Annotated in this window: 13 protein-coding genes and 1 pseudogene; 3 read left to right on the top strand and 11 right to left on the bottom strand. The window is 78.5% G+C overall.

Annotated features, from left to right (window positions below):
• Window positions 1–60 precede the first annotated feature (60 nt).
• The 11 genes and pseudogenes from ACGFIZ_RS07600 to ACGFIZ_RS07550 all read right to left on the bottom strand — a co-directional run bounded on the left by ACGFIZ_RS07600 (window position 61) and on the right by ACGFIZ_RS07550 (window position 8,518).
• The gene (locus tag ACGFIZ_RS07600; protein WP_393416814.1) at window positions 61–1,551 is read right to left on the bottom strand and encodes a phytoene desaturase family protein; all 1,491 of its coding nucleotides are present in this window, start codon (window positions 1,549–1,551) and stop codon (window positions 61–63) included.
• Window positions 1,552–1,563: 12 nt separating this feature from the next.
• Window positions 1,564–2,691 (bottom strand): glycosyltransferase, encoded by a 1,128-nt coding sequence (locus ACGFIZ_RS07595; protein WP_393416812.1) that lies wholly within the window; start codon window positions 2,689–2,691, stop codon window positions 1,564–1,566.
• Window positions 2,688–3,473 (bottom strand): carotenoid biosynthesis protein, encoded by a 786-nt coding sequence (locus ACGFIZ_RS07590; RefSeq protein WP_393416810.1) that lies wholly within the window; start codon window positions 3,471–3,473, stop codon window positions 2,688–2,690. Before ACGFIZ_RS07590 ends, ACGFIZ_RS07595 begins: the two co-directional genes overlap by 4 nt.
• A complete protein-coding gene (locus ACGFIZ_RS07585) occupies window positions 3,470–4,081 on the bottom strand; it encodes a GNAT family N-acetyltransferase (protein WP_393416808.1) in 612 nt (203 codons plus the stop codon). Before ACGFIZ_RS07585 ends, ACGFIZ_RS07590 begins: the two co-directional genes overlap by 4 nt.
• 89 nt (window positions 4,082–4,170) lie before the next feature.
• Window positions 4,171–4,875, bottom strand: a pseudogene (locus ACGFIZ_RS07580) (monooxygenase); the annotation flags it as partial.
• A complete protein-coding gene (locus ACGFIZ_RS07575) occupies window positions 4,872–5,360 on the bottom strand; it encodes a YbaK/EbsC family protein (protein WP_393416806.1) in 489 nt (162 codons plus the stop codon). The pseudogene ACGFIZ_RS07580 and the gene ACGFIZ_RS07575, both read right to left, overlap by 4 nt.
• A 24-nt stretch (window positions 5,361–5,384) precedes the next feature.
• Window positions 5,385–5,906 carry an FAD:protein FMN transferase gene (locus tag ACGFIZ_RS07570; RefSeq protein WP_393416804.1) on the bottom strand — a complete coding sequence of 174 codons (522 nt, stop codon included), beginning with the start codon at window positions 5,904–5,906 and terminating at the stop codon, window positions 5,385–5,387.
• Window positions 5,907–5,921: 15 nt separating this feature from the next.
• Entirely contained in the window at window positions 5,922–6,254 is a 333-nt protein-coding gene (locus tag ACGFIZ_RS07565; protein WP_393416802.1) for an FMN-binding protein, read from the bottom strand.
• Window positions 6,255–6,275: 21 nt separating this feature from the next.
• On the bottom strand, window positions 6,276–7,400 hold the full coding sequence (locus ACGFIZ_RS07560; protein WP_393416800.1) for a ferric reductase-like transmembrane domain-containing protein: 1,125 nt from the start codon (window positions 7,398–7,400) through the stop codon (window positions 6,276–6,278).
• Window positions 7,401–7,853: 453 nt separating this feature from the next.
• On the bottom strand, window positions 7,854–8,288 hold the full coding sequence (locus ACGFIZ_RS07555; RefSeq protein WP_393416798.1) for an EamA family transporter: 435 nt from the start codon (window positions 8,286–8,288) through the stop codon (window positions 7,854–7,856).
• A gap of 20 nt (window positions 8,289–8,308) precedes the next feature.
• Entirely contained in the window at window positions 8,309–8,518 is a 210-nt protein-coding gene (locus tag ACGFIZ_RS07550; protein WP_393416796.1) for a hypothetical protein, read from the bottom strand.
• A gap of 527 nt (window positions 8,519–9,045) precedes the next feature.
• Between ACGFIZ_RS07550 and ACGFIZ_RS07545 the strand changes: the two genes are divergently transcribed.
• The 3 genes from ACGFIZ_RS07545 to ACGFIZ_RS07535 all read left to right on the top strand — a co-directional run bounded on the left by ACGFIZ_RS07545 (window position 9,046) and on the right by ACGFIZ_RS07535 (window position 12,271).
• Window positions 9,046–9,495, top strand: a complete 450-nt coding sequence (locus ACGFIZ_RS07545; RefSeq protein ID WP_347666227.1) for an SAV_6107 family HEPN domain-containing protein — start codon at window positions 9,046–9,048, stop codon at window positions 9,493–9,495.
• Between the two features lie 141 nt (window positions 9,496–9,636).
• Window positions 9,637–10,437 carry a hypothetical protein gene (locus ACGFIZ_RS07540; RefSeq protein ID WP_393416794.1) on the top strand — a complete coding sequence of 267 codons (801 nt, stop codon included), beginning with the start codon at window positions 9,637–9,639 and terminating at the stop codon, window positions 10,435–10,437.
• 85 nt (window positions 10,438–10,522) lie between these two features.
• Entirely contained in the window at window positions 10,523–12,271 is a 1,749-nt protein-coding gene (locus tag ACGFIZ_RS07535) for a DNA polymerase Y family protein (protein WP_393416792.1), read from the top strand.
• Window positions 12,272–12,365: the final 94 nt, after the last annotated feature.

Genomic DNA, 12,365 nt, shown 5'->3' with positions numbered 1-12,365 from the left:
TGGCCCCGCCGCCAACGCGCCGCCGCCAGATGCGCCCGACGGCCCGGGCCCTGACTGCCCTTACTCCCAGGCCGGGCCGATCTCGTCGGCGACGATCTGGGCCGACAGGGCGACCATCGGCAGGCCGCCGCCCGGGTGGGTGGACCCGCCGACCAGCCACAGCCCCGCCGCCGGCCCCCGGTTGGCGGGGCGGAGCAGGCCGCCCGCCGTGCCGTGGATCGCCCCGCCGGGCGCGCCGGCGTCGGCGTGCAGGTCGGCCGGCGTACGGACCTCGCGGAACAGCAGCCGGTCCCGCACGTCCACGCCCCGCTCGGCGAGCACGTCGAGGATCCGGTCGGCGTACGCCTCCGCCAGCCCCGGCCGGCGCCAGTCCACCGCCCCGGCGGCGGTGCCGTGGCGGGCGGCGTTGACCAGCACGAACCACGCCTCGTGCCCGTCGGGGCGGACCGCCGGGTCGTCGGCGACGGTGACGAACACGGTCGGGTCGGCCGCCGGGCGGGCCCGCACCCCGCGCCCCGGGTCGCCGAAGACCGCGTCGAACTCGGCGTCGGTGCCGCCCGGGAAGAACACGTTGTGGTGGGCCAGCCCGGAGTCGCCGGACACGCCGAGCAGCAGCACGAAGCCGGCGAGGCTGCGGTCGGTGAGCGCGGCCAGCCGGCGCGGGCTGGGCAGCAGGTCCCGGTAGACGGTCAGCGCGTCCGCGTTGGCCACCACCACGTCGGCGGGGACGGGCGCGGCGGCGCCGGCGAGGCGTACCCCGTGGACCCGGCCGCCCGCGGCGTCGATCCGCGTCACCTCGGCGCCGGTCCGCACGACCACGCCCAGGTCGAGGCAGCGGGTCAGCAACGCGTCGGCGAGGGTGCCCAGCCCGCCGCGCAGGTACCAGCCGCCGAAGGCCAGCTCGGCGTACGGGACGGCGACCAGCGCGGCGGGGGCGCGGCGCGGATCGGCGCCGGTGTACGTGGCGTACCGGTCCAGCAGCATCCGCAGCCGGGGGTCGGACAGGTGCCGGCGGCCCACCCCGCGCAGCGTCCGGCCGGGGGCGATCGCGGCCAGGTCGCCCAGCCGCCAGGCCAGCGCGGCCAGGTCCAGCGGGGAGCCGACGGGGCGGCGCAGCACGTCGGAGTGGGAGGCGTCCCAGACCCGGGCGGCGCGGCGCCACAGCCGCTGCCAGTCCGCCGCCGCGCGGTCGCCGAACGCGGCGCCGATCCGGGCGGCGAACTCGGCCGGATCGGCGCAGGAGTCCAGGGCGGGGCCGCCGCCGGGGAAGACGTGCCGGACGATCGGGTCCAGCGGCGCCAGGTCGAGGTACTCGTCGAGCTTCGCCCCGGTGGCCTCGAACAGCTCGTGGAAGACCTCGGGCAGGGTGAGCAGGCTCGGCCCGGTGTCGAACCGGAACGTCCCGGCGGGGGTGTCGCGTTCGTACCGGCCGAGCTTGCCGCCGACGGTGTCGGCCCGCTCGAAGACGGTCACCTCGTGCCCGGTGGCGGCCAACCGGGCGGCGGCGGCCAGGCCACCCACCCCGGCGCCGACGACCACGATCCGCGCCATTGCCCGCCCCTCCTAGCCGACCGGACGGCCCCGCCAGGACAGGCGGTGCCGCTTCCGCAGATGGTACGACCGCAGGGTCAACCAGCCGAGGACCGCGACCGACACGGGGTGGGCGAGCGCGTCGGGCCACCACCGGCCGCCGGTCGCCCGGGCGGTGACGACCCGCCCGGCCACCCCGAGCAGGTAGCCGCCGCACGCCGTCGCGGCCACCGCCGGGGCGCCGGCCAGCAGGGCGACCGTGGCCAGCAGCGGGGGAGCGGCGTACAGCAGGAGCAGCAGCGCCACCACGGCCGCCGCCGCGCCCGGGTGGCCGAAGGTCGCCCACAGCGACTTCGCGTAGCCGTCGCGCAGCGCCGGCCAGTCCGCGTACATCCGGCAGGCGGCCAGCCGCGAGGCGTCGGCCAGGGCGATCCGGCCGCCCGCTCGCTTGACGGCCCGGGCCAGCTCGACGTCCTCCAGGATCCTCCCGCGCACGGCCGCGTGCCCGCCCGCCGCGGCGTAGCCGGCCCGGTCCGCCACCAGGAACTGCCCGCCCGCCGCGGCCAGCGACGGCCGCCGCGAGCGCTCCATCGCCCGCAGCGGGAGGAAGGTCAGCCACAGCCACTGCAGCAGCGGCTGCACCAGCCGCTCGGCCGCCGTCGCCACCACGATCCTGGGGTACGGCGACAGCAGCGCCACCCGCGCGGCGCGCAGCTCGGCCACCGCCGCCGCCACCGCGTACGGGGCGAGCACCACGTCGGCGTCGACGAACACCAGCGCGGTCGCCGCCGGGTCGGCCCGGGCGGCGAGCTGGTGGCAGGCGTACGGCTTGCCCAGCCAGCCCGGCGGCGGGGCGGCCCCGGTGAACAGGGTGACCCGGGGGTCGTCGCCGGCCACCGCGCGGACCACGGCGGCGGTGCCGTCGGTCGAGCCGTCGTCGAGCACCACGATCCGCAGCCGCCGCACGCCCCGCTGGGCGAGCAGCGCCCGCAGGCACGGGGTGACCCGGGCGGCCTCGTCGCGCAGCGGCAGCAGCACCGCGACGGCCTCGGCGACCTCGACCGGGCCGGCGGCCGGCCGGCGCAGCCACCGGGTGGCGTTGACCCAGGTGTGGGCGGTGAGCGCGGCGACCGCCGCCAGCAGGAACAGGACCCCGGTCATGCCGTGGCGTCGGCCGGGCGCCGCCGCTGCCGCCCGCGGCCCAGGGACAGGGCCAGCGGCACGGCGGCCACGGCCATGCCGGCCGCGCCCCAGGCCGCCGAGGCGGGCAGGTCGAGGAAGACCGCGTGGGCCAGCACGCTGGAGGCGTACGTCCACAGGTAGAGCGCGAACATCGGGGCGTCCCGCCCGTCGGCGCGGTCGACGGCCGGCCCCGCGAGGGGGCGCAGCGCCGCCGCCAGCAGCACCGCGAACAGCAGCCAGCCCAGGTAGTTGCTGACCGGGACGCCGGGCAGCCCGGGCAGCGCCGGGGTGGCGTCCCGCCAGGCCCAGTAGCCCTCGGCGACCATCTGCGGGTCGAGGAAGAGGTCCCAGGCGGCCAGCCCGACCGCGGCCAGCGCCACCCGGTGCGGCCCGGGCGGGGCGAGCCGGGCCGCGACGAGCCACGCCGGCCAGGCCATCCACGTCCAGGCCAGGGGGATGGCCAGCGGTACCCCGGCGAGCTTCGGTCCCAGCTCGCCGGAGTAGTCGTAGCCGCCGAACGGGAAGCCGCTGGCCACCCCGAGCGCCTCGATCGCGAAGCCGCCGCCGGTGGCCACCGCGACCAGCGCCCCGGCCGGCCGTACGCCCCGGGTCAGCAGCGCGTGGCCCACCGACAGCACGTACCCCAGCAGCACGGTGGCCACGGTCAGCCGGGCCCGGGTGGCGCCGGCGGTGAGCGGGTAGCAGATCTGGGCGAGGACCAGCACGCCCAGCAGCGCCCAGGGCAGCCCGCGCCGGATCACGGCGCCCCCGGCGGCCCGCCCGGTGCCAGGCCGGGCCGGTGCCCCGCAGCGGACGCCGCCGGGGTGGCCGGGGCGAGCGGCAGGTCCCGGCCGAGGATGCCGAAGGGGCGCTCGTCGCCGGGGAAGTGGAAGTGGCGCAGCACGTCGACGAAGCCGAACCGGCGGTACAGCCGCCAGGCGCGGGACCGCTGCTCGTCGGCCTCGGGCGTGGACAGCAGGGTGGTGCTGCCCGGCGCCATGGTGAGCAGGGCGGTGAGCTGCCGGGTGCCCAGGCCGTGCCCCTGCGCGGGCGGCCGGACGTGCAGCTCGACCACCTCGAAGCAGTCGGTCAGCCAGCGCCGCCGGGCCTCGCCGTCCAGCGCCCGGTGCACCTGGTCGTGCCACCACTGCCCCGGGGTGCCCAGGTAGCCGTACCCGAAGCCGGCCAGGTGGCCCTCGGTGGTGAGGGCGGCGACGGCGCGGAAGCCGGGGCGGCGGACGTGGGTGGCGATGTAGCCGCGGCGGGCGTCCAGCAGGTCCGTGCGGTAGTTCATCGCCTCGCCGTAGACGGCCACCACGTCATCCAGCCGCCGGACCAGGTCGTCCGGCGTCCAGCGCACCAACCTCATCCCCGTCCACCCTTCGCCGTTCCCGCGTCGCCGTCGGCGACCGAATCGAGCCCCGCGTCGCCGTCGGCGACCGAATCGAGCCCCGCGTCGCCGTCGGCGACCCAGTCGAGCACCGACCGGTCGCCGGCCACCCCGCGCACCTCGAACCGTGCGAAGAGTTCCTCCGCGTACCACCGCTCGGTGGGGGTGCGCGCGATCGCGGCCCGGTGCTCGGGGTGACGGTACGCGAACGCGACGAGGTCCGCGGGGTCCCGCCACACGCTGACCGTGCCCTGCCAGCCCAGCGGGGCCTCCCCGACGCCGAACCGGGCGAGCAGGCCGGGTGCGGTGGGCAGGGCGGCGGCCACCGGCGGGACGGCCCGCCAGAAGGTCACCGCCCGGCGGGCGCGCAGCCGGGCCCGGGTCAGCGCCAGCACCGGCCCGGCGACCCGGCCGCCGGACGGCTCGCCGAACGGGCGCCGCCCGGACCACTCGCCCCGGCTGGCCAGCGGCCGCAGGTCCATGCGGACGGACGAGCGGGCGATCCGGGCCCAGGAGCGGCCCACCGGCGACGCGGCGAAGCCGGCGGCGGCGGCCGGGGACTCCCAGACGACCAGCGCCGCCCAGCGGGTCAGGTCGGCGTCGCCGGGGCCGAAGCCGGTCCCCGTCCCGGTGCCGAGCAGCTTGCCGAACCGGACCCCGGGCGTGCGGCGCAGCCGCGCCGGGTGCGTCGCCATCCGGGCCAGCGCCCGGGGCAGGGCGGCCCGGGGGATCCGCCAGGCGTGCAGGGTGACCAGCTCGGGTACGCCGGTCACGCCACGTCGGCCGGGGCGCCGGCGGTGATCCGGAGCAGCTCCGCGTACGTGCTGGGGAAGACCGCCTGCGGCACCCCGCCGGCCGCCCACACCTCGTCGTACTCGTCGAGGGCGGTGTCGACGACGGTGCGCAGCGGCCGCGGGTGGCCCAGCGGGGCGACCCCGCCGATCACCTGACCGGTGTGCGCGCGGACGAACTCCGGGGTGGCCCGGCGCAGCCGGGTGACCCCGAGGGACGCGGCCAGGCCGGCGGTGTCCACCCGGTGCGCGCCGGAGGTGAGCACCAGCAGCGGCGCGTCGTCGGCGGCGAAGACGAGCGAGTTCGCGATGGCGCCGACGGGCACGCCGAGCGCCGCGGCCGCCGCGGCGGCGGTGTGCACCGCCTCGGGCAGCAGGCGGACCTCGGCGGGCCGGCCGGAGCCGTCCCGCGCGCCCGCGGCGGCGAGGGCCTCCTGCACCGCCCGTACGTTCGGGTGTGGCTGCATGCCGCCATTCTGGCCGCTCCCGAATCACCGGCCGGCGCCGACCCGCCCGCGGTGGCGGGTTCCGGGCCAGCCCGCGGTGGCCCGGACCCGGCCGGCGGCGTCCACCAGCAGGGCGGCGTACCCGTCGAGGGCGGCCAGCCAGTCGAGCGCGTCCGCGCCCCGGGCGACCGCCGCGGTGGCGTACACGTCGGCCCAGAGCAGCTCGGGGCCGACCACGGTGACCGACCGGACGGCCTCGGCGGGCCGCCGGGCGTACGGGTCCACGATGTGCGCGCCGCGCCGGGCGGTGCCCGAGGTGGCCACCGCGCCGTCGACGCGCTCCAGCACGTCGAGCAACTCGCCCGGGCGGCCCGGGTTTTCCACCCCGACCCGCCAGGCGGGCCGGCCCGGGGCGGCCCGCAGCAGCACGTCCCCGCCGGCGTTGAGGCAGACGTCGTGCTCGGCCAGGCCGGTCAGCCGCCGCGCGGCCCGCTCGACCGCCCAGCCCATCACCTGCACCACCCAGGCCCGCCGGTCCAGCTCGCCGGTCGGCGTCGTCATGCTCATCGTGCCCACCTCCGCTCAGCCCAGGTGCGCCGCGTCGATGGCGGCCTGGAGGGACTCCCGGTAGCCGTCGCTGGTGACGGTGGCCCCGGAGACGGTGTCGATCCGGGCGCTCTGCGCCGCGAGGGCCTGCTGCCGCAGGATCGGCACCGCGTACCCGTTGATCTGCTGGTCCCGGACGTTGCCGTCCGGCACCTGGACGGCGGTGACCTCGGTGATTCCGCCGCCGGAGCCCGTCCCGGCGGCGAACGTGCCGGCCCCGCCGCCCGCCCCCATCGTGCTGGTCCGGTAGCCGAACAGCAGCACCAGCGCCGCCACGGTGGACAGCAGCCAGAGCGTGATGCGTCGCATCCGTACTCCTCCTCGCACCTGTTACCAGGCGAAACGTTCGTGGTGGATGTGCTCGTCGGGCACCCCGGCGGCCCGGGTCGCGGCCTGCGCCGCGTCGACCCAGCCGTCCGGGCCGCAGAGGAAGACGTCGTGCCCGGCGATGTCGGGCGAGAGCCGGCGCAGGGCCTCGACGTCGGTCAGCCCGGCGGCGTGCCGGGGCAGCCAGGACGACCGGTCGGCCCGGGGGCCGACCAGGTGGTGCACGACCACCCCGCGCTCGGCCGCGAGCCGGTCCAGTTCCGCGCGGAAGGCCAGCTCCTGCGGGGTACGCGCGCGGTAGAGCAGCACCGCCCGGCCCGGGGCGTACGGCAGCTCCCAGAGCAGGGCCAGCAGCGGGGTGATCCCGACCCCGCAGGCGAGCATGGTCACCCCGCCGCCGCGCCAGTGCTCCCCGGTCAGCCGCCCGTACGGCCCCTCGATCAGGACCCGGGTGCCGGGGCGCAGGGCGGCCACCCGCGCGCTGCCGTCCCCGAGGTCCTTCACGGTGATCCGCATCAGGTCCTCCGACGGCGGCGCGGACAGCGAGTACGGGTGGGCCCGGGACCAGCCGGGGCCGTCCAGGAACCGCCAGAGGAAGAACTGTCCCGCCCGCGCCGGCAGCCGGTGCAGGTGCCGGCCGCGCAGCCAGACGGAGGTCACCCCGGGCGCCTCGGGCACCACCGCGGCCACCTCGACCCGGTGCCGCAGGCTGCGCCAGGCCGGCAGCCCCAGCCGGAACGCCAGCACGCTGCCCAGCGCCAGCAGGTACACGGTCCACCAGTACGCCCGGGCGGCGGGCGAGGAGACGAAGTCGATGCCCGTCCAGAGCTGGTGCGGCAGCGCGAGCCCGACGCCCAGGTACGCGTACAGGTGCAGCAGGTGCCACGACTCGTAGCGCAGCCGGCGGCGGGCCGCCCGGATCGAGGTGACCACCACCAGCGTCAGCAGCGCCAGCGCGGCGGTGGCCAGCAGCATCCCCGGGTACCCGCTGACCAGCAGCCAGAACTGGGCGACGACGCCCTCCCGGGCCGTGCCGGCGTACCCGAGGGTGGTCAGCGTGACGTGGGCGAGCAGCAGGTGGAACGAGGCGAAGCCGACCAGCCGGTGCCAGCGGCCGCGTCGGCCCACCAGCCGGGGGCCACGGGAAGGGCGCGCGGGGCGGGCCGTCGCCCGGCGGCGACGGCGGTCATCCGACGGTCCTGTCGGTACGGCTCTCGGTCATGCCCCTCACCCTCCGGCGGGGACCTCTGCGGCGCCTATTGCGAAGCTGTGACCGTGCTGAGAATCCCGTCGGAGGGCTGGCGCGGCGGGTCGGTGGCCCGGTGACCAGGGCGTGGGCACCGGTAGATCGGCCAGGTGCTCGCCTTCGCCGGTGGGCTTGCCGCCGGTCCCCTGCACGCGGTGCGGTGCGGCTCCTGTGGAGCTGCCCCGCCCACGCTACCGGCCGCCCGGGGCCGGGGCCGGGCCCGGACGCGGGGTGGGAGCGACAGCAGGGACGGGGCAGCTCCACAGCGGCGGCGGAGACACTCGCCTGCCGGGCCGGACCCGGACGAACCGGCGTCACGCCGGGGTGCCGCCGGGTCAGCGCGGGGCGGCCACCGGCGCGGGCGCGGTGTCGGGCGCGGGCGGCGCGGTCGTACCGGGGGTGGCCACCCGGGCCGTCTCGGCCAGCGCCACGCCGAGCAGCACCAGCGCCCCGCCGCCGAACTGGGCCGGGTTGAGCGCCTCCCCGTCGCCGATGACCAGCCAGGCGACCGCCGCGGCGAGCACCGGCTCCACCATGCCGACGATCCCGACGCTGGTCGCCGGGAGGTGCCGCATCGCGGCCGCCACCAGCAGGTACGGCACGATCGAGCCCAGCCCGGCCAGGCTCAGCGCCAGGCCCGCCCAGAGCCGGGGGCGCACCCGGTGCCGCTGGCCGAACCGCGCCCAGAGGGCGACCAGCAGCGGGGCGGAGTACTCGAACAGCAGGCCGATCCCGACCGGCAGCCGGGAGATGGCCACGAAGTAGAGCACCGGCACCAGGAAGAAGCCGGTCAGGCCGTACGCGACCAGCAGCGGCAGCTGCCGGGGGTGACCCGCAGCCGGCGGACGCCCGGGCGCAGCACCAGGCTCAGCAGGAGCAGGCCGGCGACGGCGCCGAGCGCGCGTAGCAGGGTCAGCTGCTGGGCGTTCAGGCCGGCCCGGAGCACCAGCTTGGAGACCGTGCCGTTGACGGCGAAGAGGACCCCCGAGCCGAGCACCATGGCGACACCGAGGGCGGGGCGGGGGTCGTCACGAGCAGAGATCAGTGCCGCCGTCGTCAGGGGCGCCGGGCGGGGCGCTCGTTACCCACCGGTGTCGCCGCACCACGCCGTACGCCACACGTTGCGTTTTCGTCGGTGGGAGGGTGTACTGTCAGGGGCGTTAGAACGGATGTTCGATTCTATCGAACGTCCGTTCCAACCAACCCGGGCCGGTGTTTCGCGGCTCCGGTCCCGGGTGGTGCGGCTCCGCGGGCCGCACCTGGGTGCCGGGCAGTCGCGAGCCCGGGTCCCGTCAGGCAGGAGCGCCGCCCGCCGCCCACGACCCCCGGGCGGCGGGCGGCGAACCCGCCGGTACGCCGGCCGGGTGTGGTGTGGGGAAGCGTCCACACCCGGCCGGCCCCACCCGGTGCGCCTTCCTCCGCACCACCCGACCGGCCTGCGCCGGCGACACCCCACGGCTCGGCCCCGCCGGCCGAGCCGCACCGGTCGCCGCGCCCGGCCCCCGGCCACGTGGAGGAGACAGCCCCATGCCGACCAACCCGGCCCAGGCACCGACGGTGCCGGCGCACGTGCTGCCGCACCGCACCCCGGCCCAGCTCCTCACGGTGGCCCGTCGCGGGCTGGTCGAGGCCGCCCAGACCCGCCCCGACGGCCTGCGCTACGCCGCCGCCCACCTGGCCGCGCTCCGCGCCGCCGCCGCCCTGCTCGCCGCCCGCGCGCGCCCCGCCCCGGCCCGGCGCAACCGGGTCACCAGCGCCTGGGTCCTGCTCCGCGCCGTGGCCCCCGAGTTCGACGAGTGGGCGGCGTTCTTCGCGGCCGCCGCCGGCAAGCGCGCCGCAGCCGAGGCCGGCATCCCCCGGGTGGTCACCGCCCGCGAGGCCGACGACCTGCTCCGGGCCGCCGAGCAGTTCGTGACGGTGGTGGAGACCACCCTCGGGCTGGCCCACCAGCCGACGCTCGACGGCCGCGCCGCCTGAGCCCCTGCGGCGCCACGAACGGGCCCGCGCCGGCCGCCCCGGCGACGCGCCCGTCCCATACGCACTGCATTCACTGCACGCACTGCATTCACTGCACGCACGATCCCAGCACGACACGAGGCGCGACGGGGGGTAGGTCCGATGGCGGGCCGCATGGTGGTCGGTTCCGCCGCGCTGGCCGGTCTGGTGCGCCCGGCCAGCGCACCGGACCCGGCCGGCGGTCACCGGGTGCTGCCGGTCGCCCCCGAGCTGACCGGCCTGCTGCCCAACCGGGGGCTGCGCCGGGGCAGCACGATCGCCGTCGCCACCGGCCAGCCCCGGCGCAGCGGCGGCACCTCCCTGGTGCTGGCGCTGCTCGCGGAGGCGTCCCGGGCCGGCTCGTGGTGCGCCGTGGTGGGGTTGCCCACCTTCGGCGCGGGCGCGGCCGCCGAGGCCGGGATCGCCCTGGACCGGCTCGCCCTGGTGCCGCAGCCCGGGCCGGACTGGCCCACCGTCGTCGCCGCGCTGATCGACGGGGTGGACGTGGTGGTCGCCGCCGTGCCGGCCACCGTCTCCGCCTCGGTCGCCAACCGGCTGGCCGCCCGCGCCCGCCAGCGCGGGAGCGTGCTCGTCCCGTACGGCCGCTGGGACGGCGCGGACGTCACGTTGCAGGTGATCAAGGGCGTCTGGGAGGGGCTGGGGCAGGGTCGGGGTCGGCTGCGGCGCCGCGAGGTCACCGTCTCCGCCCGGGGCCGGGGCGCGGCCGCCCGTCCCAAGGAGATCAAGGTCTGGCTCCCCGGCGACGGGCTCACCCGGGTCATTCCCCGCCCGGCCGCCGTCCCCGTCGCCTCCGTCACCGGCCGTGCCGCCGCCGGCCGGCTCCGGCCGGTGCCCCCGGCCGGCCTGCCCGCCCTCGCCGCCGTGCCCCGCCGCAGCGGGCTCGCCCTGTCGGGGCCGGTGTGACCGGCACGGGAGGGGCCTGCCCGGGCCGGCGCGCTCGCCCCGGCCGGTCCGGCCCGATCGGCGGGCTCGCCCGGGTCGGTCCCGCGTGACCGGGGCACCGGTGCGCACGCTGCTGCTCTGGTGCCCGGACTGGCCGGTGCTCGCCGCCGAGATCGTCGAGGGGGTGCCCGCCACCGGTCCGGTGGCCGTGCTGCACGCCAACCGGGTGGTCGCCTGCTCCGAGCGGGCCCGCGCTGAGGGGGTCCGCCGGGGCCTGCGCAAGCGGGAGGCGCAGGGGCGCTGCCCGCGGCTGACCGTCGTCGACCACGATCCGGGGCGGGACGCCCGGGCGTTCGAGCCGGTGGTCGCCGCCGTCGAGGAACTGGCCGCCGGGGTCGAGGTGGTCCGTCCCGGCGCCTGCGCGCTGGCCGCCCGGGGCCCGAGCCGCTACTTCGGCGGGGAGGAGGCCGCCGCCGAGCGGATCATCGAGCACGTCGCCCAGAACTGCGCGGTGGAGAGCCAGGCCGGCATCGCCGACGGGGTGTTCGCCGCCGGTCTGGCCGCCCGCGCGGGACGGGTGGTGCCCCCCGGCGGCACGCCGGCGTTCCTGGCGGCCCTGCCGGTGGAGGCGCTGGGCCGCCCGGCCCTGACCGACCTGCTGCGCCGGCTCGGCGTACGCACCCTGGGGGACTTCGCCGCGCTGCCGGCCGGGGACGTACTGGCCCGGTTCGGCTTCGACGGGGCACTGGCCCACCGGCTCGCCGCCGGCCGGGACCACCGGGCGCTGGCCGTCCGCCGGCCCCCGGCCGACCTGGCGGTGACCGCCGAGCACGACGAGCCGATCGACCGGGTCGACGCCGCCGCGTTCGCCGCCCGCGCGCTGGCCGAACGACTGCACGAGCGGCTGGCCGCGCACGGGCTGGCCTGCACCCGGCTCGGCATCGAGGCGGTCACCGCGCACGGCCAGGAGCTGCACCGGGTCTGGCGGCACGACGGGCTGCTCACCGCCGCGGCCATCGCCGACCGGGTGCGCTGGCAGTTGGACGGCTGGCTCTCCGGCGGCACCGGCCGCTCCGACGCCCGCCCGGCCCGCCCGACGTCCGGGATCATCCGGCTGCGGCTCGTACCCGACGGGGTGCTCGCCCGGGCCGGCCTGCAACCCGGGCTGTGGGGGGAGACGGGCGAGGAACGGGAGCGGGCGCACCGGGCGTTGAGCCGGGTCCAGGGCATCCTCGGCCCCGAGGCGGTGGTCACCGCGGTACTCGGCGGCGGGCGGTCCCCGGCCGACCAGGTGCGGCTGGTGCCCTGGGGCGACGAGCGGCTGCCGGCGCGACCCGGCGGGCCACCTCTGCCGGCGCGTCCCGGCGAGCCACCTCTGCCGGCGCGTCCCGGCGAGCCACCTCTGCCGGCGCGTCCCGGCGAGCCACCCCTGCCGGCGCGTCCCGGCGAGCCAACCCTGTCGGCCGGCCCGGCCGGCGGGCCGGTGCGGTCGGGCCGGGCGGCGCGGTCGGGCCGGGCGGCGCCGATGCCACCGTGGCCGGGGCGGCTGCCGCCGCCCGCCCCTGCCGTGGTGCTACCCAGCCCGCTCGCCGCGGCCGTGCACGACGCCGCCGGCGAGCCGGTCGTGGTCAGCGCGCGGCTTCAGGTGAGCGCCCCACCCGTCCGGCTGGCCGTCGGTACGGCCCGACCCGTGGAGATCGTCGGCTGGGCCGGCCCGTGGCCGGTCGACGAACGCTGGTGGGCGCCGGCCGAGGCGCGCCGTCGGGCGCGGTTCCAGGTCTGCCTCGCCGACGGCGCCGCCCTGCTGCTGGCGGTCGAGGCCGGTCAGTGGCTGGTGGAGGCCATCTATGACTGACCACGCGGTCCGGGCCTGCGCGGATCTTGGTAGGTTTCGACCCCTCCAGGGGCCGAAACCTACCAAGATCTCCAGCGGAGCGGGAGTCGGTGCC

The organism is Micromonospora sp. NPDC048830 (genome assembly GCF_043198215.1).
Lineage (GTDB): Bacteria > Actinomycetota > Actinomycetes > Mycobacteriales > Micromonosporaceae > Micromonospora.
The sequence above is the reverse complement of the archived record's forward strand: the minus strand, read 5'-3'. Positions and strand labels throughout refer to the sequence as shown.